21 protein-coding genes are annotated in these 22,710 nt (G+C 68.7%); 10 read left to right on the top strand and 11 right to left on the bottom strand.

Annotated elements, in window-relative coordinates; genetic code table 11:
* Positions 1-28: 28 nt before the first annotated feature.
* A complete protein-coding gene (locus AC731_RS16415) occupies positions 29-2,125 on the top strand; it encodes a methyl-accepting chemotaxis protein (RefSeq protein ID WP_048707721.1) in 2,097 nt (698 codons plus the stop codon).
* A gap of 40 nt (positions 2,126-2,165) precedes the next feature.
* Here the strand turns inward: AC731_RS16415 and AC731_RS16410 are convergent, their stop codons facing one another.
* The 9 genes from AC731_RS16410 to AC731_RS16370 all read right to left on the bottom strand — a co-directional run bounded on the left by AC731_RS16410 (position 2,166) and on the right by AC731_RS16370 (position 8,943).
* A complete protein-coding gene (locus tag AC731_RS16410; RefSeq protein ID WP_048707719.1) occupies positions 2,166-2,741 on the bottom strand; it encodes a HupE/UreJ family protein in 576 nt (191 codons plus the stop codon).
* Positions 2,742-2,779: 38 nt separating this feature from the next.
* Positions 2,780-3,412, bottom strand: coding sequence for an urease accessory protein UreG (ureG, locus tag AC731_RS16405; RefSeq protein WP_048707718.1), 633 nt, complete (start codon positions 3,410-3,412; stop codon positions 2,780-2,782).
* Positions 3,409-4,128 carry an urease accessory protein UreF gene (locus AC731_RS16400; protein ID WP_048707715.1) on the bottom strand — a complete coding sequence of 240 codons (720 nt, stop codon included), beginning with the start codon at positions 4,126-4,128 and terminating at the stop codon, positions 3,409-3,411. Before AC731_RS16400 ends, ureG begins: the two co-directional genes overlap by 4 nt.
* A gap of 2 nt (positions 4,129-4,130) precedes the next feature.
* Positions 4,131-4,679, bottom strand: coding sequence for an urease accessory protein UreE (gene ureE, locus AC731_RS16395; RefSeq protein ID WP_048707713.1), 549 nt, complete (start codon positions 4,677-4,679; stop codon positions 4,131-4,133).
* Positions 4,680-4,697: 18 nt separating this feature from the next.
* On the bottom strand, positions 4,698-6,404 hold the full coding sequence (ureC, locus tag AC731_RS16390) for an urease subunit alpha (protein ID WP_048707710.1): 1,707 nt from the start codon (positions 6,402-6,404) through the stop codon (positions 4,698-4,700).
* On the bottom strand, positions 6,401-6,709 hold the full coding sequence (locus tag AC731_RS16385; protein ID WP_048707708.1) for an urease subunit beta: 309 nt from the start codon (positions 6,707-6,709) through the stop codon (positions 6,401-6,403). The genes ureC and AC731_RS16385 overlap by 4 nt, the downstream gene beginning before the upstream one ends.
* Positions 6,710-6,889: 180 nt before the next feature.
* Positions 6,890-7,192 (bottom strand): urease subunit gamma, encoded by a 303-nt coding sequence (gene ureA, locus AC731_RS16380; protein WP_004264416.1) that lies wholly within the window; start codon positions 7,190-7,192, stop codon positions 6,890-6,892.
* Between the two features lie 39 nt (positions 7,193-7,231).
* Complete coding sequence (locus AC731_RS16375) at positions 7,232-8,101, bottom strand: urease accessory protein UreD (RefSeq protein ID WP_048707705.1); 870 nt, start codon at positions 8,099-8,101, stop codon at positions 7,232-7,234.
* A 164-nt stretch (positions 8,102-8,265) separates the two neighbouring features.
* Entirely contained in the window at positions 8,266-8,943 is a 678-nt protein-coding gene (locus AC731_RS16370; RefSeq protein WP_237266553.1) for a class I SAM-dependent methyltransferase, read from the bottom strand.
* A 199-nt stretch (positions 8,944-9,142) separates the two neighbouring features.
* On the opposite strand from AC731_RS16370, the gene AC731_RS16365 reads away from it, so the two are divergent.
* Both AC731_RS16365 and dksA read left to right on the top strand, forming a co-directional pair.
* Positions 9,143-10,987: an SLC13 family permease gene (locus AC731_RS16365; RefSeq protein WP_048707702.1), complete on the top strand. Its 1,845-nt coding sequence runs from the start codon at positions 9,143-9,145 to the stop codon at positions 10,985-10,987.
* Between the two features lie 110 nt (positions 10,988-11,097).
* Positions 11,098-11,532: an RNA polymerase-binding protein DksA gene (gene dksA / locus AC731_RS16360; RefSeq protein WP_004292562.1), complete on the top strand. Its 435-nt coding sequence runs from the start codon at positions 11,098-11,100 to the stop codon at positions 11,530-11,532.
* Between the two features lie 32 nt (positions 11,533-11,564).
* Here dksA and AC731_RS16355 read toward each other — a convergent pair whose 3' ends face one another.
* Entirely contained in the window at positions 11,565-12,218 is a 654-nt protein-coding gene (locus tag AC731_RS16355) for a response regulator transcription factor (protein ID WP_048707699.1), read from the bottom strand.
* Positions 12,190-15,642, bottom strand: coding sequence for an ATP-binding protein (locus tag AC731_RS16350; protein ID WP_237266552.1), 3,453 nt, complete (start codon positions 15,640-15,642; stop codon positions 12,190-12,192). The genes AC731_RS16355 and AC731_RS16350 overlap by 29 nt, the downstream gene beginning before the upstream one ends.
* Before the next feature lie 376 nt (positions 15,643-16,018).
* Here AC731_RS16350 and urtA point away from each other — a divergent pair, with 376 nt between their 5' ends.
* From urtA to AC731_RS16315, 7 genes are all read left to right on the top strand, one after another.
* Positions 16,019-17,269 carry an urea ABC transporter substrate-binding protein gene (gene urtA / locus AC731_RS16345; protein ID WP_048707697.1) on the top strand — a complete coding sequence of 417 codons (1,251 nt, stop codon included), beginning with the start codon at positions 16,019-16,021 and terminating at the stop codon, positions 17,267-17,269.
* Positions 17,270-17,351: 82 nt separating this feature from the next.
* Positions 17,352-18,266, top strand: a complete 915-nt coding sequence (urtB, locus tag AC731_RS16340) for an urea ABC transporter permease subunit UrtB (RefSeq protein WP_004292555.1) — start codon at positions 17,352-17,354, stop codon at positions 18,264-18,266.
* Between the two features lie 52 nt (positions 18,267-18,318).
* Positions 18,319-19,539 carry an urea ABC transporter permease subunit UrtC gene (gene urtC / locus AC731_RS16335; protein WP_048707692.1) on the top strand — a complete coding sequence of 407 codons (1,221 nt, stop codon included), beginning with the start codon at positions 18,319-18,321 and terminating at the stop codon, positions 19,537-19,539.
* A gap of 21 nt (positions 19,540-19,560) precedes the next feature.
* On the top strand, positions 19,561-20,304 hold the full coding sequence (gene urtD, locus AC731_RS16330) for an urea ABC transporter ATP-binding protein UrtD (protein ID WP_048707690.1): 744 nt from the start codon (positions 19,561-19,563) through the stop codon (positions 20,302-20,304).
* A gap of 18 nt (positions 20,305-20,322) precedes the next feature.
* Positions 20,323-21,012, top strand: a complete 690-nt coding sequence (gene urtE / locus AC731_RS16325; protein WP_048707688.1) for an urea ABC transporter ATP-binding subunit UrtE — start codon at positions 20,323-20,325, stop codon at positions 21,010-21,012.
* Between the two features lie 21 nt (positions 21,013-21,033).
* A complete protein-coding gene (gene fmdA, locus AC731_RS16320) occupies positions 21,034-22,266 on the top strand; it encodes a formamidase (RefSeq protein ID WP_004292547.1) in 1,233 nt (410 codons plus the stop codon).
* Between the two features lie 65 nt (positions 22,267-22,331).
* Positions 22,332-22,676, top strand: a complete 345-nt coding sequence (locus AC731_RS16315; protein ID WP_048707685.1) for an FmdB family zinc ribbon protein — start codon at positions 22,332-22,334, stop codon at positions 22,674-22,676.
* Positions 22,677-22,710 lie beyond the last annotated feature (34 nt).

The raw sequence follows: 22,710 nt of genomic DNA, 5'->3' as shown, positions 1-22,710 counted from the left end.
GTCGAGACACGCAAAGGAGACCCGACTCATGCGCATCAACATGCCCGTGACTCAAGGCAACTATCCGGTCCCGGAAGGCACGACGATCGTCACGCGCACCGACGCCAAGGGGCGCATCGAGTACGCCAACGACGCCTTCGTCAGCATCTCCGGATTCACGCGCGAGGAGTTGCTGGGCCAGCCGCACAACCTGGTGCGCCACCCCGACATGCCGGCCGAGGCGTTTCGCGACATTTGGGCCACGCTCAAGCGCGGCCGCCCGTGGAGCGGGCTGGTCAAGAACCGGCGCAAGGACGGCGACCACTACTGGGTGCGGGCCAACGCGAACCCGCTGCCGGGCGGCGGCTACCATTCGGTGCGCACCGCGCCGGCCGCACAGGAGATCGCTGCCGCCGAGGCGCTGTATGCGCGCATGCGCCAGGACGCCTCACTGGCGCTGCACGAAGGCAGCGTCATCCGCCGGGGAGCGCTGGCGACCCTGCGCCAGCAGTGGCGACGCGTGCGGATCTCGCACCGGTTCTGGGCCTGGGCCGGCTTCGCCACCGCCCTGTTCTACCTGTCGATCGCCCTCGGCGTGTACGGCCTGATGCAGGCTCGCGACAGCCAGGACCGTATCTACAGTGGCAACCTGATCCCCGCGCTCCAGCTCGGCACCCTGGCGGAACATCTGGACGGCGGCCACACCGCCTTGCTGCTGGCGATGCAGGCCCTGCCCGGCAACGCGCAGGCAAGCGCGCAGCCGCAGCTCGAGGCCGCACGCGCGAACCGCAGCGAACTCGAACGCGGGTGGGCCGAGTACGGCCGGATCGCGTCGGCACCGGACGAACAGGCGCTGGCCCGCGCGTTCGAAGAGCCCCTGCAGGCCTGGTGGCGACGGCTCGACGGTGTCGCCGAACGCATCCGAGCCGGCGACACCGGCCCGGCCGCGTTGCAGGCCCTGCTCGACGCCCGGCGCACCGAGGGCGCGGCCGCCCACGCCGGGCTCGCCGCGCTGCGCGAACACCACGCCGCGAAAGCCGCAGCCGAGATGCGACTGACGGAGGCCCAGCACGAGCGCGACTTCATCCTCTACGCGATCCTGTTCGGTCTCGGCATCAGCGTCGGCACCCTGATGGGCTGGAGCCTCCTGCACCGCCTGAGTCGCGGCTTTGCCGCCGCGGGCGAAGCGGCACAGGCCATCGCCGCCGGCAACCTCGCCCGACCGGTGGCGGTCGACGGCGAGGACGAGATCGGCCAGCTGCTGGCGCAGATGAGCATCATGCGCAACAACCTGCAGGAGGTCATCGGCGAGCTGCGCCACAACATGGAGGAACTGTCGCGGCAGTCGCGCGAGCTCGGCGCCGCCTCGGCCAACGTCTCGGGCACGGCCGAGCAGCAGGCGGCCGCCACCAACAGCATGGCGGCGGCGGTCGAGCAATTGTCGGTGTCGATCGACCAGGTCGAATCGAACGCCAGCGAAGCCCGCACCGTGACCCTGGATTCGGCGCGACGCTCGGAGGAAAGCACCCGCATCATCCGCGACACCATCGACGAGATGCACCGCATCGCCGCCTCGGTGTCCGAGACTGCGTCGAGCATCCGCGAGCTCGAAGGCCAGGTGGGCGAGATCTCGGCCATCGTGACGGTGATCCGCGAGATTGCCGACCAGACCAACCTGCTGGCGCTCAACGCCGCGATCGAGGCGGCACGAGCGGGCGAACAGGGTCGGGGCTTTGCCGTCGTCGCCGATGAGGTGCGCAAGCTCGCCGAGCGCACCAGCTCGGCCACCGTGCGGATCGCGTCGATGATCGGCCCCATCCAGGCCAAGGCCAGCGCCGCCGGCAGCAGCATGGATCATGGCGTGTCACGGGTTCAGGCCGGCGTGGCGCTCGCCTCGCGCGCGGGCGACGAACTGCACGAGATGCGCCAGGGCAGCACGCAGGTCACCGAGGCGGTGGACGCCATCACCCTCGCCCTTCAGGAACAGGCCGCCGCTGCACGCGAGATCGCCGGCCGCGTGGAACACGTTTCGCAAGGCACGGACGAGATGGTGGCCACGTCGCGCCAGACAGACGAAGCGGCTTTCGGCCTGCAGCGCCTGGCGATGGGACTGGCGGAACTGTCAGGCAAGTTCCGCACGGCGTAATGACGCAGACGGGGCCGAGCGCGCCCCGTCTGCTGCGCACTCAGGCGCCGAGCATCGCGCCGCCCACGCCCGCCACCACCAGACCGGCGACGCGCCTGATCGCATTGCCGACACGCGTCTGCGGCATCCAGCGCGCGATCGCGTAGCCTGCCCCGTGCAGCAGCGCAGTGGCGAGCGCGAAACCCGCCGCGTAGGTCACGAGGCTGGCGCCGCCCATCTCGGCGTGGTGAGCATGACCGTGGAACAGCGCGAAGGCCGCGACCAGCGGCAGGCTGGCCGCCAGCGGCAACCGCGCGGCGAGTGCGATCAACAGGCCGAGCACCAGCACCGAAGCCGCGATGCCGGCCTCCACCGCCGGCAGTGCGACGCCAAGCGCGCCCAGCCCCGCGCCGGCGAGCATCGCCAGCACGAAGCCGGCGGGCAGCATCCAACGCGTGGTGCCGGGCTGATGCGCGGCGTACAAGCCGACGGCGAGCATCGCCAGCAGGTGGTCGAGGCCGCCCAGCGGGTGAGTGAAGCCGGTGAAGAAGCTGGCCGATTCGTGGCCGGGGTGGGCGAACGCGGCGCCCGATGCGGTGGCGAGGGCGACGGCGGCGAGCGCGGAGCGGGTCTTCATGGTGTGTTCTCCTGCAGATGGATGTTGCGTGCGGCGACTCAGGCGGTAACCAGCATGCCCTGGCGCTCGATGAAGTCGATGATGTCGGCCAGCCCCTGCCCTGTCTTCTGGTTGGAGAAGATGAAGGGACGCGTGCCGCGCATCCTGCGCGCATCGCGGTCCATGACTTCGAGCGAGGCGCCCACCAGCGGCGCGAGGTCGATCTTGTTGATCACCAGCAGGTCGCTGCGGGTGATGCCGGGGCCGCCCTTGCGCGGGATCTTGTCGCCGGCCGACACGTCGATGACGTAGATCGTCAGGTCCGACAGCTCGGGCGAGAAGGTCGCCGCCAGGTTGTCGCCGCCGGACTCGACGAAGATGATGTCCAGCCCCGGGAAGCGCGCGTTGAGCCGGTCCACCGCCTCGAGGTTGATCGAGGCATCCTCACGGATCGCGGTGTGCGGGCAGCCGCCGGTCTCGACGCCGATGATGCGCTCGGGCGCGAGCGCCTCGTTGCGCACCAGGAACTGGGCGTCCTCGGCGGTGTAGATGTCGTTGGTGACGACGGCGATGTTGTACCTGTCGCGCAGCGCCAGGCACAGCGCCAGCGTCAGCGCGGTCTTGCCGGAACCGACCGGCCCGCCGATGCCGACGCGCAGCGGGCCGCGGTGATCGGGAATGCTCGTGCTCATGATCTGAACAACCTCGTGTATTGGGTTTCGTGCCGGCTGCTGGCGATCGCCAGCCCCGGGGTGTAGTTGCTCCACTGCGCCTCGGGCAGGCTGCACGCGGCCTCGACCAGTGGCGGGATGCGCTGGCCGATTGCCGCCAGCAGACGCTGGCCCGCGCTCTGGCCCAGCGGCACCGCCTTCACCGCCGCCATCACCTGGTTCTCGGCCCAGGCCCACAGGTAGGCCGCCAGCGCCTGGTCGCCCGGCACCTGCCAGGCGGCGGCCGCCGCCGACCAGGCGCAGGGAAAGCACGGCGTGTCGATCGCCAGCAGGCGCGCACGCCAGCCGGGCAACGCGGCAAAGGCGTCCAGCTCGCTCAGCAGGCGCACCAGCGACCAGCCCATCTGCACCGTCTCGGCGCGCAGTTCGGCCGTCTCGCGGCTGGCGAGGAAGTCGTCGTTCAGACGCGCCACCTCGGCGTCATCGCCTGCCGTCCAGGCAGCGAACTGGCTGGCCAGCAGCGGCGCCTCGAAGCGCGCCAGGCTCCACTGCAGCAGGTCGCCGATCCAGGCCGCAGCGTCCGCCTCCGTGCGCACCGCGCCGCTCTCCACCGCCCACTCCAAGCCCTGCGAATAAGTGTAGGCGCCTACCGGCAACGCCGGGCTGGCCAGTTGCAGCAGGCGCACCAGCGGCAGCAACCCGGCGCCGGCCGTGAGCGGGACGACCGCCGCAGGCATGTTCAATGGCCCGCCATGAGGTGGATGCGCGCGCCGCTGCCATCGCCCGGATGCTGGTGGCCATGCGCATAGGCGCCGGCCTCGGGCTCGAAGGGCGCGCGCAGGCTGCTGACCAGCGCCCCCAGCCCGACCAGCATGCCTTCGAGCACATGGTCGGCCTGGATGCGCAGCCAGTCGCCGCCGGCGTCGCGCCCGACCTGCACGGCGACGTGGCGGTTGCCGAGGTGGTAGGCGGCGCGCGCCAGCGCCAGCGAGGACGCGCAGCGCGCTTCGAGCAGGTCTTCCGGCGCCGAGCGCACCTCGACGATGCGGCCGTCGCGCGACTGCACCTTCTGACCGCCGCGCAGGATGGTGCCGCGCGGCAGGAACAGGCCGGCCTCGGCGCCGGAGGCGAGCCGTGCGCGCAGGCGGCTCTTGGTGCGCGTGCTGAAATCCAGCTCGAGCACCTCGGTCGCCGGCGCGTCGCCGTCGTAGAGGGCCTCGATCAGCAGCACCGTCGGCGCGGCGTCGGGCATGACGAAGTCTTCGAGCGATTCCTTGTTGATCGGCATGATGTGTCCGGGATTCGGTCAGAACAGGAAATAGCGCTGCGCCATCGGCAACTCCGGGGCGGGCTCGCAGGTGAGGTGCTCGCCGTCGGCCAGCACCACGTAGGTCTCGGGATCGACCTCGATCGCCGGCGTGGCGTCGTTGAGCACCATGTCGGCCTTCGTCACCGTGCGGCAGCCCTTCACCGCCACCAGCCGCTTCTGCAGGCCGAGCGCGGCGACCGCGGGGTTGCCCAGCGCAGCCTGCGACACGAAGGTCACCGAGGTCTTCAGCGCCTTGCCGAAGCTGCCGAACATCGGCCGGTAATGCACCGGCTGCGGTGTCGGGATCGAGGCATTGGGGTCGCCCATCGCCGCGGCGGCGATCATGCCGCCCTTCAGGATCAGGCTCGGCTTGACGCCGAAGAAGGCCGGCCGCCACAGCACCAGGTCGGCGAGCTTGCCCGGCTCGATCGAGCCCACCTCGTGCGCGATGCCGTGCGTGACCGCCGGGTTGATCGTGTACTTGGCGATGTAGCGCCGCACGCGGAAATTGTCGTTGCCGCTACCGGCGTCCTGCGGCAGCGGACCGCGCTGCAGCTTCATCTTGTGCGCGGTCTGCCAGGTGCGGATCACCACCTCGCCCACGCGGCCCATGGCCTGCGAGTCCGACGACATCATCGAGAACGCGCCGGTGTCGTGCAGGATGTCCTCGGCGGCGATGGTCTCGCGGCGGATGCGCGACTCGGCGAAGGCCACGTCCTCGGCAATGGCCGGATCGAGGTGGTGGCACACCATCAGCATGTCGAGATGCTCGTCGATGGTGTTGACCGTGTACGGCCGCGTCGGGTTGGTCGACGACGGCAGCACGTTGGGCCGGCTGATCGCCTTGATGATGTCCGGCGCATGGCCGCCGCCCGCACCTTCGGTGTGGAAGGTGTGGATGGTGCGCCCCTTGAAGGCCGCCAGCGTGGTCTCGACGAAGCCGGATTCGTTGAGCGTGTCGGAATGGATGGCGACCTGGATGTCCATCGCGTCCGCCACGGTCAGGCAGTTGTCGATCGCCGCCGGCGTCGTGCCCCAGTCCTCGTGCAGCTTCAGGCCGATCACCCCGGCCGCCACCTGCTCCTTCAGCGGCGCCGGCAGGCTGGCGTTGCCCTTGCCGAAGAAGCCCATGTTCATCGGAAACGCCTCGGCCGCCTCCAGCATGCGGTGGATGTGCCACGGCCCCGGCGTGCAGGTGGTGGCATAGGTGCCGGTCGCCGGCCCGGTGCCGCCGCCGAGCATGGTGGTAACGCCCGACATCAGCGCCTCCTCGATCTGCTGCGGGCAGATCCAGTGGATGTGGCTGTCGATGCCGCCCGCGGTCAGGATCATGCCCTCGCCGGCGATCACCTCGGTGCCGGCGCCGATGGGAATCGTCACCCCGGGCTGGATGTCCGGATTGCCGCCCTTGCCGACCTTCCAGATGCGGCCGTCCTTGAGGCCGACGTCGGCCTTCACGATGCCGGTTACCGCATCGACGATCAGCGCGTTGGTGATGAGGGTGTCCGCCACGTCGGCCGAGACGCCCTGCCCCTGCCCCATGCCGTCGCGGATCACCTTGCCGCCGCCGAACTTCACCTCCTCGCCGTAGATCGTGAAGTCCTTCTCGACCTCGATCACCAGCGCGGTGTCGGCCAGCCGGACCTTGTCGCCCACTGTGGGGCCGAACATCTCCGCGTACGCGCGGCGCGAGATCGTGCTCATTCCAGCGCTCCCATCACGAGACCGTTGAAGCCATAGACTTCGCGCTCCCCATCCAGCGCCACCAGCTCGACGGTGCGCGACTGCCCCGGCTCGAAGCGCACCGCGGTGCCGGCGGCAATGTTCAGCCGGAAGCCGCGCGCCGCCGCGCGATCGAAGGCCAGCGCCGTGTTGGTCTCGGCGAAGTGGTAGTGCGAACCGACCTGGATCGGCCTGTCCCCCGTGTTGCTCACCACCAGCCTCAGCGTGGCGCGGCCGACGTTGAGTTCGATGTCGCCGTCGGCGACGAAATATTCTCCGGGAATCATTCACTCTTCTCCCAATGGCGAGGCAATGCAGATCGCAACAAGGTAGCGATCGTCATGTCGGGTGTTTGCGGCGCAGGCGAGGACTGTCCGAGCCCGCAGGGCGAGTTCCGCAGCCTGCAGAGCAAATACCCGGCGTGGCGGTCGCGGGCAGCACCGAAAAATTGCAGCCGCATCGCAGACTCAAACGATCGGGTTATGCACGGTCACCAGCTTCGTCCCGTCAGGAAACGTCGCCTCCACCTGGATGTCCGGAATCATCTCCGCCACCCCCTCCATCACCTCGTCTCGCGTCAGCAGGGTGGCGCCGTGGCTCATCAGCTCGGCCACCGTGCGGCCGTCCCGCGCGCCCTCCAGGATCGCGCAGCTGATGAAGGCCACCGCCTCCGGATAGTTGAGACGCAGGCCGCGCGCACGGCGACGCTCCGCCAGCAGGCCGGCGGTGAAGATCAGCAGCTTGTCCTTCTCGCGTGGGCTCAGTTCCATCGTGTCCTCCGCGGCGCCAGCGCGCCGCCAACGGGTTGATCAGGTGTTCCAGATGCGCGGCGTCTGCGCCGCCCGCCCGGCGACCGCCGGCCGCACGCTCGCCCACAGGCGGGCGAACCATTCGCGTCCGGGCTCGCAGGCCGGCCCCAGCCAGCGCGCCACCAGCAGGCCCGGCAGCAGGGTCACGCCGCCTTCGCCGGCCGCGGGCACGATGTCGCGCCACGCGGCCAGCAGGTCCGCATCGCAGCGCGGCGAAGCGACGATGAAGCTGCCGCTCACCGGCTGCCCCTGCAGCCCCACCGCCGCGCCCAGCAGCGCATCGCCGCCGCGCAGCACGCCGCGCTCCAGCCACTGCGGGCGACCATCGCGCTCGATGCGGATGCGCATCGCCATCTCACCGCGGCCGAAGCGCTCACCGGCGGCCGTGCGGCCAAAGCACACCATCTCGCTGCCGATGAAGCAGGCGTCGCCCTGCAGGCGCACCTCGGTCGCCAGCTCGCCGAGCGCACCGTCATAGACGATGCTCTCCTGCGGCAACCACTCGCACACGCCGCCCGCGGCCACCGCGATGCGCTGCACCAGGGCGCCGGCGGCGCCGGCGCTGCGGTACCACTTGCCCGCCCCCGGCGTGGTCAGCAAGGCATGGGCACCGTCATCGACCTGCACCGTCACCTGCAGGCGGTCGCCACCGGCAATGCCGGCCGGCGGATGCACCAGGACGGTGTGGCAGACCGTATCCCCTTCCGGATACAGCGGTCGCTGCACCACCAACGGCCCGACATGGCTGCGGCGGACCAGCACGCTCCGTTCTCCGCGGCGGGCGTAGGCCAGTGACAAGGCCGCTTGCCAGCCCTGCTGCCGCGGCGGCGCGACGAGGTTATCGGCGGGGAAGACGAGTGGGGCATTCATGCACCAAGCTCAGCAAATAGCGGGCCAGCCCGTGGAAAAGCCCGGCTGCCGGGCTGCCGCGGCCCGCCACGCCGCGGCAGCCCGGCGCGCGCACCATTGCAGTGCGACGAAACCATCCTCCGGCGCACCCGGATGGTGCGCATGCCCCCCGACCGGGGAGGCGGTCAGCCGCCCGGCTTGCGCATCAGCACCACGTCCTTGCACGGCACCTCGCACTGCCAGCCGAAGCGGCGGGCGAGCACACGGAAGGTGGCCTCGCGGTAGAACACCACGTGGGTCGGGTCGCGGCGGTAGTGCCAGTGTGCGAAGCGCACGTCGTCGGTCTGGAAGCAGGTCATGACCGCCAGCCAGCCGCCGGGCCGCAGCAGGCCGTCGAGGCGGGCAAACTCGCCGGCCGGGTCGTGAAAGTGCTCGGCCACCTCGGTGCAGGTGACGAAGTCGTAGGTCCGCGCGAGGGCGGCACGATCCGGCGCGAAGAAAGGGTCATACAGCGTCATCCGGTGGCCGGCCGCGCACAGCATGTCGGCCAGCGCCGGACCGGGCCCGCAGCCGTAGTCCAGGCCCGCGCTCGCCGGTGCCAGCCGCGTCAGCAAAGGTCCGGCAAGGCGGTCGAGAAAGCGGCGGTAGCCCGGATCGGACGGATCGTTGCGATGCAGTTCGTACTCCGCCCGCTCGACCGCCGCCGCAGGACGCTGCGCGGGCGGCACGAAGGTCGCCTCGCACGCCAGGCAGCGCAGGTAGGCCCGGCCGTCGACCTGCATGAAGGGACGCACATCGACCGCCCCGCACACCGGACAGACGGCGCAGCCGGAGACGCAGGAAGAGGTTTTGCGGAGACCCATGCGCGCGATTCTACGGGTATCGCATGAGCGTCACCGCCCCAGGCCTGGGCGCCGATGCATCCCCGGCCGCCGCGCAGCACGGACAGGGGTACCACGCGGACAAAGGCCGTCCGCGGCCGGCACGCTCGCTTAAATCGTTACCATACGGCCCTTTCAGCGTCACCAAGACTTTCCCTTCCTTCCGAATCCGCCCGATGTCATGAACCTCGAAATGCTGTGGGTCTTCGCCCTGCTGGCCGCCTGCGTGGCCGCTTTCATCGCCAACCGGCCCCGGATGGACGTGGTGGCCCTGGCTGCCATGCTCGCCCTGGTGATCAGCGGCACCCTGGAGGTCGACGAGGCGCTGTCCGGTTTCAGCGAGCCCAGCGTGATCCTCATCGCCGCATTCTTCGTCATCGGCGAGGGCCTGGTTCAAACCGGCATCGCCCACCGCGTGGGCGACTGGCTGGTACACACCACCCGCAGCAGCGAGACGCGCCTCCTGGTACTGCTGATGCTCGCGGTGGCGGGTCTTGGTTCGGTGATGAGTTCCACCGGCGTGGTGGCCATCTTCGTGCCGGTGGCCCTGAGCGTGGCCGCCCGGCTGGGCGCCAGTGCCGGTCGGCTGATGATGCCGCTTGCCTTCGCCGGGCTGATCAGCGGCATGCTGACACTGGTGGGCACGCCGCCGAACCTCGTGGTCAACAGCGAGTTGCAGCGGGCGGGGCTCAACGGCTTCGGATTCTTCGACTTCACCCCGGCCGGACTCATCGTCCTCGTCCTCGGCATCGCCTACATGATGTACGCGCGCCGCTGGCTGGGCGCCGAACCCGAGGCGCACGGCCGCAGTGCTCAGGGCCGCCGGCGCCTGCGGGAGCTGGCCAAGGACTACCATCTGCTCGACCGGGTGCGCCGCATGCAGGTCGCCGCGGGCTCGCCGATGATCGGACACACCCTGGGCGAACTGCAGTTGCGCGCCGGCTATGGCGCCAACGTGATCGCCATCGAGCGCATGCGCCAGTTCGGTCAGGTGATGCTCACCACCTCGGCCAACCGGGAGATCCTGGCCGGTGACATCCTGCTGGTGGATTTCGTCCGGGCCGAGCTCGACATCGAGCGCTTCTGCGCCGAGATGCATCTTCAGAAACGTGCCTTCAAGCAGGACTACTTCACCGACATGTCCCGCGAACTGGGGCTGGCGGAAGTCGTCATTCCGCCCGGCTCCACCCTCATCGGCCATTCCATCCTCGAACTGCGCATGCGCTCCCAGCGCGGCATCAACGTCATCGGCCTGCGCCGCGGCGGTCACGCCCAGGATGACACCCTGCTCCACGAGCGGCTGAGGATGGGCGACACGCTGCTGATCGCCGGCACCTGGAAGGCCATCCGCCTGCTCAACATGCAGCCGCAGAACTTTCTCGTGCTGAGCGTGCCGGCGGAGATGGACGAGGCCGCTCCCGCCGCGCGTCGCGCGCCTTTCGCCCTGCTCACCCTGGCCCTGACCGTCGGGCTGATGGTCTCGGGCCTGGTGCCCAGCGTGATCGCCGCCCTGCTGGGCTGCCTGCTGATGGGCGCCTTCCGCTGCATCGACCTGAACAGCGCCTACCGCTCCCTGCACTGGCAGAGCCTGATCCTCATCGTCGGCATGCTGCCCTTCGCCATCGCGCTGCAGAAGACCGGGGGCATCGACTTCATCGTCTCCTCGCTGCTGGGCCTGAGCGGCGAGGCCTCGCCCCGGGTGGTCATGGCCATGCTCTTCGTGCTCACGGCGGTGGTCGGCCTGTTCATCTCCAACACCGCCACGGCGGTGCTGATGGCCCCCATCGGCATCGCCCTGGCCCAGCAGCTGGGCCTCTCCCCCTATCCCTTCGCCATGACCGTGGCCTTGTCCGCCTCCGCGGCCTTCATGACGCCCGTCTCCTCGCCGGTCAACACCCTGGTGACCGGCCCTGGCCACTATCGCTTCATGGACTTCGTGCGCGTCGGCGTGCCCTTCACGGTGCTGGTGCTGCTGGTGTGCGTCACCGTGCTCCCCCTGCTGTTTCCCTTTGCACCGCAGCCGTAGGCGCGGAAACCACCCCGGCGGCGGCGTGGGCGTGTATGGTGCTGGGATCAGACCGCCATCCGACGCTCGAACCCCCGTTCGCCACGCCGCATGTCAGGAGGAGAAGCACCATGAACGCAACGGCCACCGTCCCCGACACCCTGCTGACCGAAGCCGAGATTCGCAAGGCGCCGCTGGATGACTACATGTCGCCCCGGCAACTGGCCTTTTTCCGCGCCAAGCTGATCGAGGAGCGCGACCAGTTGCTCGAATCCGCGCACCGCACCACGCTGCACCTGCAGGAGTTCGAGAGCACGCCCGACCCCTCGGACCGCGCCTCGCTCGAGGAAGACCACACCCTCGAACTGCGCGTGCGCGACCGCGAACGCAAGCTGCTGCACAAGATCGACGAGGCGCTGGTGCGCATCGACAACGGCAGCTACGGCTGGTGCGAGGATACCGGCGAGCCGATCGGCATCGCCCGCCTGCTCGCGCGGCCGACGGCCACCCTCAGCGTCGAGGCGCAGGAAATCCACGAAGCCCGACGCAAGATGCAGGGCGGCTGAGCGGCAAACCCGGCCGGCACCGCAGCCACGGTTCAGCCGCGCGCGAGCCGCGCGAACTGGGCCACGGCCGCGGTGCGGGTCTCCACCCCGAGCTTCTCGTAGATGTGCTCGAGGTGCTTGTTCACCGTGCGCGGACTCATGCCGAGGATCTCCGCCACGTCGCGGTTGGTCTTGCCGCGCGCGACCCATTCCAGCACGTCCATCTCGCGCTGCGTCAGCGGATTGGGCAGCAGCGCCGCCGAAGGCTCGGCGTCCTCGCTGCGCGCGCGCATCGCCGCATTCATGTCGCGCGCCACGCGCAGGTGCGCCTGCAGCCGCGCCACCAGTTCGTCCGGCACGACCGGCTTCACCAGATAGTCGATGCCCCCGGCGGACAAGCCCTCGACCAGGCGCTCGGTCTCCGCCAGCCCGGTCATGAAGATCACCGGCACGGTACGCATGCCCGGCGCCTGCTTGAGCCGGCGGCAGGTTTCGAAACCGTCCATGCCCGGCATGCAGGCGTCGAGCAGCACCGCGTCGGGGGTGATGCGCTCGAGCCGCTTCAGCGCGGTGGCGCCGTCGGTGGCGACCAGCACGGTGTAGCCGGCCTCGTCGAGTGCCTCGGCGATCATGCGCACCGTGTCCGGTGCGTCGTCGATCAGCAGGACGACTTCGCGCTCACGGAGCGACGGCATCGGGGCAGTCATCGGCGACTCCATCGAGCATGTGGATGAGGGTGTCAAAGCGCAGCTCCAGGGTCAGCGCGCGCAGGCTTTCCAGCGGGGCGCGGAGTTCGGGGTGCAGGGCTTCGAGTTCGTCGAGGCGACGCACCAGGCCCTGCAGGTGGCCGAGGTCGGCGAACTCGCGCAGCTCGGCGCGGAGGTGTCCGGACAGGGCGGACAGCCCCGCCGGCGCGTGTGACGCGGGACGGGCCGGAGGGGTGTGGTCGGCGGGCAGGGCCGGCGGCAGCGCCGCAAGCGCGCTCGCAGACACCGCCGTCGCCTCGCCGTTCTCGGCGTAGATCCACGCCAGTCCCAGCCAGGTGCTCAGGCGCGCGAACAGTTCCGTCTCCAGCACCGGCTTGACGATGAAGTCGTCGCAGCCCGCGGCCGTGCGCCGGTCCGGCAGGTTCTCGTAGGCGTTGGCCGACACCATGACGATCGGCCCGCTGTAGCCCGCATCGCGCAGCTGGCGGCTCAGCGTCCAGCCGTCGGTCACCGGCATCGACACGTCGAGGAACAGGATGTCCGGCGCAAACGCCTCCACCTGGCGCAGCGCCTCGTCCGGGCGCTCGCACTCCTCGACCAGGAAACCGCGCGGACGCAGCATGTCGGCGATCAGGTGGCTCTGCGCCGGCTGGTCGTCGACCACCAGCAGCTTGCGCCGCGAGCCGAAGTAGCCACGGATCTCGCGTTCCGGCCGCGTCGCCACCCGCGGATGCGCCACCCGCGGCAGATGCAGCTTGACGCGGAACACGCTGCCGCGCCCCGGCGTGCTGCTGACCGTGAGCTGGCCGCCGGCGAGCTCGATCAGCAGACGCGTGATGGTGAGCCCGAGGCCCGTACCCGGTGCGCTCGGCGGCTGGTTGCCGGTGCCGCGCTCGAAGGGCTCGAAGATGCGCTCCAGGTCGGCCGCGGGAATGCCGCAGCCGGTGTCGCGGATCTCGAACACCGCGATCTCGCTCTGGTAGGTGATCTTCAGCACCACCTCGCCGCGCTCGGTGTAGCGCACGGCGTTGGCGAGCAGGTTGATCAGGATCTGGCGCAGGCGGCTGGTGTCGCCCTGCACCACCTCGGGCATGCGCCCGGCGAACTCGGTGCGGAAGGCCAGCCCTTTCCGCCCGGCTTCGAGCGCGATCATCTTCTCGACGTGGGCGAGGAATTCGCCGAAGCGGAACTCCTGGCGGTTGAACTGCAGGCGCCCGGCCTCGATGCTGGCGATGTCGAGCAGGCCGTCGATCAGCGCCAGCAGGTGTTCGCCGCTGCGCTGGATGGTGGAGATCGCCTCGCGCCGGCGCCGCGGCAGGTCGGTGTCGCGCAACATGATCTGCGAGTAACCGAGGATGGTGTTGAGCGGCGTGCGCAGCTCGTGGCTGATGCCGCGCACGTAGCGGCTCTTGGCCGCGTTGGCGGCCTCGGCGTCCTCCTTGGCCTGCTGCAGCTTGGCGTCGGTGTCGCGGTGGGCCTCGATCTCGCGCAGCAGCAGCTGGTTCTGGCGCTCGGACTCTTCCTGCGCCACCCGCCGGCTCTCGTTGGCCAGCACCAGCCACCACACCCCCACCGCCGCCAGCAGCACGAGCACGGCGAAGATGCGCAGGAAAGCCAGCCCGAGGTCGGTCGCCCCCGCCTGCTCCGCCAGCAGCTCCTGCTGGTACACCAGGCCCACGACCGAGGCGATCACCAGGCTGCTGACGAAGAACACCATCACGAACTGGCTCACGCGGCGGGCCACCCGCGCCGACATCGACGACGGCATCCAGCCCGCCAGCAGCGGGGCGAAGCGCGAGAGCAGGCCGGCGTCGGGTTTGCAGCGGTCGCGGCAGCGCGCCTCCAGCGTGCAGCACAGCGAGCAGATGGCGCCGCCGTAGGCCGGGCACTGCGCCATGTCCTCGGCCTCGAAGTGGTTCTCGCACACCACGCAGCGCAGCGGCTCGGCCACGCGCCATTGCGTCTCACGCGGTCGCGCCAGGTAGAAGCGGCCGCGCGTGCCCCAGGCGATCAGCGGCGCCAGCGCAAAGGCTGTCAGCAGCGAGATGAAGGGCGCGAAGGCCTGCGCCACCGGCCCCAGGTGGCCGCCGAAGGCGATGATGCCCAGCACCGAACCCGCCAGCATCGCACCCACCCCCACCGGATTCACGTCGTAGAGGTAGGCGCGCTTGAACTCGATGTGGCGCGGCGACAGGCCGAGCGGCTTGTTCACCACCAGGTCGGCCACCACCGCGCCGATCCACGCCACCGCCACGTTGGCATACACGCCCAGCACGTGCTCCAGCGCCTCGAACACGCCCAGCAGCATCAGCATGAGCGCGATCAGCACATTGAAGATCAGCCACACCACCCGCCCCGGGTGGCTGTGGGTGAGGCGCGAGAAGAAGTTGGACCACGCCAGCGACCCCGCATAGGCGTTGGTCACGTTGATCTTGACCTGGCAGATGATGACGAAGATGCAGGCCAGCGCGATCGCCGCGCGCGGATCGTCGACCACGTGCTGGAAGCCGGCCAGGTACATCTGCGTGGGCTGCAGCGCCTTCTCCGGCGGCACCATCGCCTGCAGCGCGAGGAAGGCGAGGAAGGCGCCGCCGACCATCTTGAGTGCGCCGGGGATGATCCAGCCCGGCCCCGCCGCCACCACCGAGGCCCACCAGCGCCCGCGGTTGCGCCTGCCCGCCGGCGGCAGGAAGCGCAGGAAGTCCACCTGCTCGCCGATCTGCGCGATCAGTGCGAAAGCCACGGTGCAGCCCGCCCCCACCGCCAGCCAGTCGAAGTCGTTGCCGTGGCGGCCGCCGAACTCGGTGAAGGCGGCGTACAGCTCGGGCTCGCGCAGCAACACGACGAGAAAAGGTGTCAGCAGCAGCACCACGAACACCGGCTGGGTCCACGCCTGCAGCCGGCTGATCCAGGTGATGCCATGCGTCACCAGCGGGATCACCGCCAGCGAACTCAGCAGGTAGCCCCACTGCAGCGGCAGGCCGAACCACAGCTCCAGCGCCAGCGCCATGATCGCCGCCTCGATGGCGAAGAAGATGAAGGTGAAGGAGGCGTAGATCAGCGAGGTGATGGTCGAGCCGATGTAGCCGAAGCCGGCGCCGCGGGTCAGCAGGTCCATGTCCACCGCTTCGCGCGCGGCGTAGTAGCTGATCGGCAGGCCGGTGAGGAAGATCACCAGCGCCACCAGGCCAATCGCCCACACCGCGTTGGTGAAGCCCCAGTTCAGCGCGATGGTGCCGCCGATGGCCTCCATCGCCAGGAAGGACACGGCGCCGAGCGCGGTGTGGGCGATGCGCGAGAACGACCACTTGCGGAAACTGCGCGGCGCATAGCGCAAGGCGTAGTCCTCCAGCGTCTCGTCGGCGACCCAGCTGTTGTACTCGCGACGGATGTGGATGATGCGCTGGCTGGCAGGGGCGGTCACGGCAGTGGGCGATGAAGGGTGGTCAGGATCGATCCGGTGCTTCAGCAAGAAGCATTCCCACCCATCGCGGTGCATGCAGGGCCCGCAGCCGCCCCATCCGCAGCCCGCCGGCAGCGCGCGCGCACCACATCGGGGCGCCCCGGCCGGTGCATGCACCACGCCCGGCAACGGGCATGACGCGGCCCCGCCGCCTCTTGTGCGCCGCACAAGACGATAGCGACACCCCCTGCGTATCCCCATACGTCGTTTGACGTATTCGCTGTTTCGCCCCCGATGGATAGCTTGTGCACCGCAACGAGACGACAAATCGAGCCAGCCCGACCGGCCCGCCGCCTCGCCAGATCCGTGTTGCAGCCCACTCATCAAGGAGCGATCCATGTCAGACAAGCACCTGCCTTCCTCCTCGCGCCGCACGTTCATGCTCGGCGCCGCCGCTCTCCCGCTCGCACTGGCCATGTCCCGCATGGGCCACGCCGCCGCGCTGCCTACCGCCCAGGTCAACACCAGCGGCCTGGCCGTGACCGACACCGAAGTCATCGTCGGCCAGCTGCACTCGGCCACCGGCACCATGGCCATCTCCGAGACCGGCTCCATCCAGGCCGAACAGCTCGCCATCGACCAGATCAACGCCATGGGCGGCATCCTCGGCCGCAAGATCAAGGTGATCAAGGAAGACGGCGCCTCCGACTGGCCGACCTTCGCCGAGAAGTCGCGCAAGCTGCTGGTGAACGACAAGGTCGCCACCGTGTTCGGTTGCTGGACCTCGGCCTCGCGCAAGGCCGTGCTGCCGATCTTCGAGAAGGAAAACGGCCTGCTCTACTACCCCACCTTCTACGAAGGCCTGGAGCAGTCGAAGAACGTCATCTACACCGGCCAGGAAGCCACCCAGCAGATCCTCTACGGCCTCGACTGGGCGAAGAAGGAAAAGGGCGCACAGAAGGTCTTCCTGGTGGGCTCGGACTACATCTGGCCGCGCACCTCGATGAAGATCGCGCGCAAGCACATCGAGAACTTCCAGGGCGGCAAGGTCGTCGGCGAGGAGTACTACCCGCTCGGCAACACCAACTTCAACTCGCTGATCAACAAGATCAAGATCGCCAAGCCCGACTGCATCTTCGCGGCCGTGGTGGGCGGATCGAACGTCGCCTTCTACAAGCAGCTGAAGGCCGCCGGCATCACCGGCGCCAAGCAGTTCCTGCTCACGCTGTCGGTGACCGAGGACGAGATGCTGGGCATCGGCGGCGAGAACTTCGAGGGCTTCTACTCCTCGATGAAGTACTTCCAGACCCTCGACAACGCCAACAACAAGGCCTTCGTCGAGGCCTTCAAGAAAGCCTACGGACCCAAGGCGGTCATCGGCGACGTCACCCAGGCGGCCTACCTCGGCCCCTGGCTGTGGAAGGCGGCGGTCGAGAAGGCGGGCAGCTTCGATGTGGACAAGGTGGTCGCCGCCTCGCCGGGCATCGAGCTGCCGACCGCGCCCGAGGGCTACGTGAAGATCCACGAGAACCACCACCTGTACAGCAAGGCCCGCATCGCGCAGGGCCAGGCCGACGGCACCTTCAAGGTGGTGGCGGAATCGCCCGAGCTGATCGTTCCGGACCCCTTCCCCAAGGGCTACCAGTAAGCCACGCGGCCGCCGCGGCGCAGGCCGCGGCGGTTTCCGGCTGTTAACAGCCGTCTCCCGCCCACCCCTCCGGAGGTCCGTCATGTCGTTCGACGAAATCTACAACATCGCCCTGATGCAGGGTTTTGCCGGCCTGAGCCTGTTCGCGGTGCTGCTGCTGATGGGACTCGGCCTGGCGATCATCTTCGGCCAGATGGGCGTCATCAACATGGCGCATGGCGAGTTCATGACCATCGGCGCCTACACCATCTTCCTGCTTTCCAGCCTCACCGAAACCTACGCGCCGGGGCTGATCCAGGCCTACTTCCCGTTCGCCATCGTGTGCGCCTTCCTCGTCGCCTTCGCCTTCGGCTGGCTCGCGGAATGGGCGCTGATCCGGCACCTGTACAAGCGCCCGCTCGACACCCTGCTCGCCACCTGGGGTCTGTCGCTGGGCATGCAGCAGGCGTTCCGCACCATCATCGGGCCGAAGGAAGTCAGCCCCACCCTGCCCGACTGGCTGATGGGCTCGTGGTCGCCGGCCGAAGGGCTCGACATCCCGATCAACGGCATGTTCGTGCTCGGCCTCACCATCGTCGTCACCGGCGGCGTGCTGCTCGCGCTCTACAAGTCGCGCTGGGGCCTGCGGGTGCGCGCCACGGTCGCCAACCGCAGCATGGCCAACGCCATCGGCATCAACACCACGCGCACCGACCGCGTCACCTTCGCCATCGGCTGCGGCATCGCCGGCGTGGCGGGGGCGGCCTTCACCACCATCGGCTCGACCGGCCCGACCAGCGGCTCGCTTTACATCGTCGATGCCTTCCTGGTGGTGACCTTCGGCGGCGCAGCCAGCCTGTGGGGCACGGTGGTCTCGGCCTTCGGCATCGCACAGACGCAGTCGATCTCCGAGTTCTTCCTGTCCGGCTCGATGGCCAAGGTGCTCACCCTGCTGCTGATCGTGACCATCCTGATGCTGCGCCCGCAAGGCCTGTTCGCCTCCAAGGTGCGCCGCTGAGACCGCCGGCACCGACACGACCGAATCCCGAATCCAAGACCGGAGAGCCAACATGGATGCAATCAAAACCTGGCTGGGACGCAGCGGCCTTGCCAGCATCGCGATCCTCGCCGTCCTGCTGCTGGTGGTGTTCCCGCTGGCGATGGACACCTTCCGCCTGAACCTGGTGGGCAAGTACCTCACCTACGGCTTCGTCGCCATCGGCCTCGTCATGCTGTGGGGCTACGGCGGCGTGCTGAGCCTGGGCCAGGGGGTGTTCTTCGGCCTCGGCGGCTACGCCATGGCCATGTTCCTGAAGCTCGAGGCCTCCGACCCGGAGAGCACCAAAATCCAATCCACGCCGGGCATCCCCGACTTCATGGACTGGAACCAGCTCACCGAGCTGCCGCTGTGGTGGGAGCCCTTCAACTCCTTCGGCTTCACGCTGTTCGCGGTGGTCGCGGTGCCGGTGCTGCTGGCCTTCATCATCAGCTACGCCATGTTCAAGCGCCGCGTGGGCGGGGTGTACTTCGCCATCATCACCCAGGCGGTGGCGCTGATCCTGACCGTGCTCATCATCGGCCAGCAGGGCTACACCGGCGGCGTCAACGGCATGACCGACCTCAAGACGCTGATGGGCTGGGACATCCGCACCGACGAAGCCAAGACGCTGCTGTACTTCCTCACCGCCGCCCTGCTGCTCGGCGCCATCCTGCTGTGCCGCTGGATCCAGCTCAGCAAGCTCGGCACCCTGCTGCTGGCGATGCGCGACAAGGAAGACCGCGTGCGCTTCTCGGGCTACGACGTGTCGATGTTCAAGGTCTTCGCCTTCTGCCTGGCGGCCGCGCTGTCGGCCATCGGCGGCGCGATGTTCACGCTCCAGGTCGGCTTCATGTCGCCGTCCTTCGTCGGCATCGTGCCCTCGATCGAGATGGTGATCTTCGCCGCGGTGGGCGGGCGCATGAGCCTGGTGGGCGCGGTGTATGGCGCGCTGCTGGTGAATTTCGGCAAGACCTACTTCTCCGAGACCTTCCCCGACCTGTGGCTGTTCCTGATGGCGGCGCTCTTCATCGGCGTGGTCATGGCCTTCCCCAACGGTCTGGCCGGCCTGTACGAGAGCCACGTCAAGCCCTGGCTGGCGCGCCGCAAGCAGGCGCCGGCGCCGGCCGGCAGCGGGGGCGAGCCGCCCAGCGCGACCACGGCGCCGACGGTCCCGCACACCACCACCAGCAGCGCCGCTGCCCCGACCGCCGACATCCACCTCGGCGCCAAGGTCAGCAGCCAGTCAGCCTGACGGAACAGGGAGACCCACATCATGAGCAACACCGACTTCGTCCTCGCCGTGGAAGACCTCACGGTCTCCTTCGACGGCTTCAAGGCCATCGACAGCCTCAACCTCTACGTCGATCGCGGCGAGCTGCGCGTGGTCATCGGCCCCAACGGCGCCGGCAAGACCACCCTGCTCGACCTCATCTGCGGCAAGACCAAGGCCTCGGCCGGCAGCATCAAGTTCAAGAACCAGGAGATGACCCGGCTGCCCGAGCACATGATCGTGCGCGCCGGCATCGGGCGGAAGTTCCAGACCCCGTCCATCTACGAAAACCTCAGCGTGTTCAAGAACCTGGAGGTGTCCTTCCCGCGTGGCCGCGGCGTGTTCGGCGCGCTCGGCTTCAAGTGCGACGACGCGGTCAAGGCCAAGGTCGACGAGGTCGCCGGGATGATCGGTCTCGCCGACCGCCTCGACCTCGAGGCCGGCCTGCTGTCGCACGGCCAGAAGCAGTGGCTGGAGATCGGCATGCTGCTGATGCAGGACCCCGAGCTGCTGATGCTGGACGAGCCCATCGCCGGCATGAGCGCGCGCGAGCGCGAACTGACCGCCGACCTGCTCAACCGCATCTGCCAGAACCGGTCGGTGATCGTCATCGAGCACGACATGGATTTCGTCGCCCGCATCGCCCACAAGGTCACGGTGATGCACCAGGGAAAGATCCTCGCCGAAGGCTCGATGGACAAGGTCCAGTCCGACCCCAAGGTCATCGACGTCTATCTAGGCCACTAAGCCTCCTCGGAGAACACCATGCTCAAGGTATCCAACCTCGTCGTGAACTACGGCCAGAGCGAGGCGCTGCACGGCATCTCGTTCGCGGCCGAACGCAATGAAGCCGTCGCCATCATGGGCCGCAACGGCATGGGCAAGACCACGCTGTTCAAGTCGCTCATGGGTGTGCTGCCGCTCAAGTCCGGCAGCGTCGAGGTCGACGGCCTGGAAGTCGGCAAGGACGAGAGCTTCCGCCGCGTGGCCAAGGGCATCGCCTACGTGCCGCAGGGGCGGATGATCTTCCCCACCCTCACCGTCGAGGAAAACATCCACACCGGCCTCGAGAACGCCAAGGTCAAGAAGGTGCCCGACGAGATCTATGCCCTGTTCCCGGTGCTGTGGGACATGCGCCGGCGCAAGGGCGGCAACCTCTCCGGCGGCCAGCAGCAGCAGCTCGCGATTGCCCGCGCGCTCGTCACCGACCCCAAGGTGCTGCTGCTCGACGAACCCACCGAGGGCATCCAGCCCTCGATCATCAAGGACATCGCGAAGGCGCTCAACGAGATCCGCAAGATCCGCCAGATCACCATCGTCGTGTCCGAACAGGTCCTTTCCTTCGCGATGGACGTGGCCGACCGCCTGTTCGTCATCGAAGGCGGACGCCTCGTCCATGAAAGCGCGCGCGCCGACACCGACGAAGCCCACATCAAGCAGTTCCTCTCCGTGTAACCCACCAAAAAGAGGTGTGCCATGCCTGAAACGCTGATCAAGGTCGATCTGAAGCAGTCCCCGTATGAAAACGAGATGGTGCACAACCGCTGGCACCCGGACATCCCGATGGCGTGCTGGGTGAAGCCCGGCGACGACTTCGTCCTCGAGACCTACGACTGGACCGGCGGCGCCATCAAGAACGACGACGACGCCTCGGACGTGCGCGACGTGGATCTGTCCACCGTGCACTTCCTGTCCGGCCCGGTGGGCGTCGAAGGCGCCGAGCCCGGCGACCTGCTGGTGGTCGACCTGCTCGACATCGGCGCCAAGGACGAAAGCCTGTGGGGCTTCAACGGCTTCTTCTCCAAGAACAACGGCGGCGGCTTCCTCACCGAGCACTTCCCGCACGCACAGAAGTCCATCTGGGACTTCGAGGGCATGTTCACCAAGAGCCGCCACATCCCCGGCGTGCGCTTCGCCGGCCTCATCCACCCGGGCCTCATCGGTTGCCTGCCCGACCAGAAGATGCTCGACATGTGGAACGAGCGCGAGGTCGACTTCATCGCCACCCAGCCCGACCGCGTGCCGCCGCTGGCCAACCCGCCCGCACCCAAGACCGCGCACATGGGCAAGCTGAAGGGCGAGGCCCGCGACAAGGCCGCCGCCGAAGGCGCCCGCACCGTGCCGCCGCGCGAACACGGCGGCAACTGCGACATCAAGGATCTGTCGCGCGGCTCGCGCGTGTTCTTCCCTGTGTATGTGAAGGGCGCCGGCCTGTCGGTGGGCGACCTGCACTTCTCGCAGGGCGACGGCGAAATCACCTTCTGCGGCGCCATCGAGATGGCCGGCTGGGTGCACATGAAGGTCAGCCTCATCAAGGGCGGCATGGCCAAGTACGGCATCAAGAACCCGATCTTCAAGCCCAGCCCGATCACGCCCAACTACAAGGACTACGTGATCTTCGAAGGCATCTCGGTCGACGAACAGGGCAAGCAGCACTACCTGGACGTGCACGTCGCCTACCGCCAGGCCTGCCTCAACGCCATCGAATACCTGAAGAAGTTCGGCTACTCCGGCGCCCAGGCCTACTCCATCCTCGGCACGGCACCGGTGCAGGGCCACATCAGCGGCGTAGTCGACATCCCCAACGCCTGCGCCACGCTGTGGCTGCCCACCGAGATCTTCGACTTCGACATCAACCCCACCGCCGAAGGGCCGACGAAGTTCATCAGCGGCGGCGTCGACATGCCCATCGCCTACGACAAGACCTGATCCCGTTTCACTGCAGCCCCGCCCGCCGCCGCCCGCGCGGCGGGCACCGCCACCGGGAGCCCACCATGCCGACCTACGAATACTTCTGCGAAGACTGCGGCGACTTCTCCGCCCTGCGCCCCATGAGCGCCCGCAACGAACCCTGCGCCTGCCCCCACTGCGGCACGGAGGTCTACCGCGTCATGCTCAGCGCGCCCACGCTCGCCACGATGGACGGCGCCACCCGCAGCGCCCACGCTACCAACGAACGCGCGGCCAATGCGCCAATGACCAGCGCGGAATATGCGGCGCGGCACAAGCACGGGCCGGGGTGTGGGTGTTGCAGCGGGAAACCGTCGAAGTCGACGGTCAGGGCGGCCGATGGGTCGAAGGCGTTCCCGACGAAAAGGCCGTGGATGATTAGTCATTGAGGGGGGAAGGTGACGCGCCCGGCCGTACCCTGCA

Source organism: Thauera humireducens (assembly GCF_001051995.2).
GTDB classification, from domain to species: Bacteria; Pseudomonadota; Gammaproteobacteria; order Burkholderiales; family Rhodocyclaceae; genus Thauera; species Thauera humireducens.
The sequence above is the reverse complement of the archived record's forward strand: the minus strand, read 5'-3'. Positions and strand labels throughout refer to the sequence as shown.

What these genes read in the sequence shown, in the direction of transcription:
- ureE (WP_048707713.1), bottom strand. Translation starts at nt 4,679, where the DNA reads ATGCCGATCAACAAGGAATCGCTCGAAGACTTCGTCATGCCCGACGCC.
- urtB (WP_004292555.1), top strand. Translation starts at nt 17,352, where the DNA reads ATGTCGTTCGACGAAATCTACAACATCGCCCTGATGCAGGGTTTTGCC.
- AC731_RS16315 (WP_048707685.1), top strand. Translation starts at nt 22,332, where the DNA reads ATGCCGACCTACGAATACTTCTGCGAAGACTGCGGCGACTTCTCCGCC.
- AC731_RS16355 (WP_048707699.1), bottom strand. Translation starts at nt 12,218, where the DNA reads ATGACTGCCCCGATGCCGTCGCTCCGTGAGCGCGAAGTCGTCCTGCTG.
- urtA (WP_048707697.1), top strand. Translation starts at nt 16,019, where the DNA reads ATGTCAGACAAGCACCTGCCTTCCTCCTCGCGCCGCACGTTCATGCTC.
- AC731_RS16385 (WP_048707708.1), bottom strand. Translation starts at nt 6,709, where the DNA reads ATGATTCCCGGAGAATATTTCGTCGCCGACGGCGACATCGAACTCAAC.
- AC731_RS16365 (WP_048707702.1), top strand. Translation starts at nt 9,143, where the DNA reads ATGAACCTCGAAATGCTGTGGGTCTTCGCCCTGCTGGCCGCCTGCGTG.
- fmdA (WP_004292547.1), top strand. Translation starts at nt 21,034, where the DNA reads ATGCCTGAAACGCTGATCAAGGTCGATCTGAAGCAGTCCCCGTATGAA.
- AC731_RS16375 (WP_048707705.1), bottom strand. Translation starts at nt 8,101, where the DNA reads ATGAATGCCCCACTCGTCTTCCCCGCCGATAACCTCGTCGCGCCGCCG.
- dksA (WP_004292562.1), top strand. Translation starts at nt 11,098, where the DNA reads ATGAACGCAACGGCCACCGTCCCCGACACCCTGCTGACCGAAGCCGAG.
- ureA (WP_004264416.1), bottom strand. Translation starts at nt 7,192, where the DNA reads ATGGAACTGAGCCCACGCGAGAAGGACAAGCTGCTGATCTTCACCGCC.
- urtC (WP_048707692.1), top strand. Translation starts at nt 18,319, where the DNA reads ATGGATGCAATCAAAACCTGGCTGGGACGCAGCGGCCTTGCCAGCATC.
- AC731_RS16400 (WP_048707715.1), bottom strand. Translation starts at nt 4,128, where the DNA reads ATGCCTGCGGCGGTCGTCCCGCTCACGGCCGGCGCCGGGTTGCTGCCG.
- ureC (WP_048707710.1), bottom strand. Translation starts at nt 6,404, where the DNA reads ATGAGCACGATCTCGCGCCGCGCGTACGCGGAGATGTTCGGCCCCACA.
- AC731_RS16410 (WP_048707719.1), bottom strand. Translation starts at nt 2,741, where the DNA reads ATGAAGACCCGCTCCGCGCTCGCCGCCGTCGCCCTCGCCACCGCATCG.
- AC731_RS16415 (WP_048707721.1), top strand. Translation starts at nt 29, where the DNA reads ATGCGCATCAACATGCCCGTGACTCAAGGCAACTATCCGGTCCCGGAA.
- AC731_RS16370 (WP_237266553.1), bottom strand. Translation starts at nt 8,943, where the DNA reads ATGGGTCTCCGCAAAACCTCTTCCTGCGTCTCCGGCTGCGCCGTCTGT.
- urtE (WP_048707688.1), top strand. Translation starts at nt 20,323, where the DNA reads ATGCTCAAGGTATCCAACCTCGTCGTGAACTACGGCCAGAGCGAGGCG.
- urtD (WP_048707690.1), top strand. Translation starts at nt 19,561, where the DNA reads ATGAGCAACACCGACTTCGTCCTCGCCGTGGAAGACCTCACGGTCTCC.
- ureG (WP_048707718.1), bottom strand. Translation starts at nt 3,412, where the DNA reads ATGAGCACGAGCATTCCCGATCACCGCGGCCCGCTGCGCGTCGGCATC.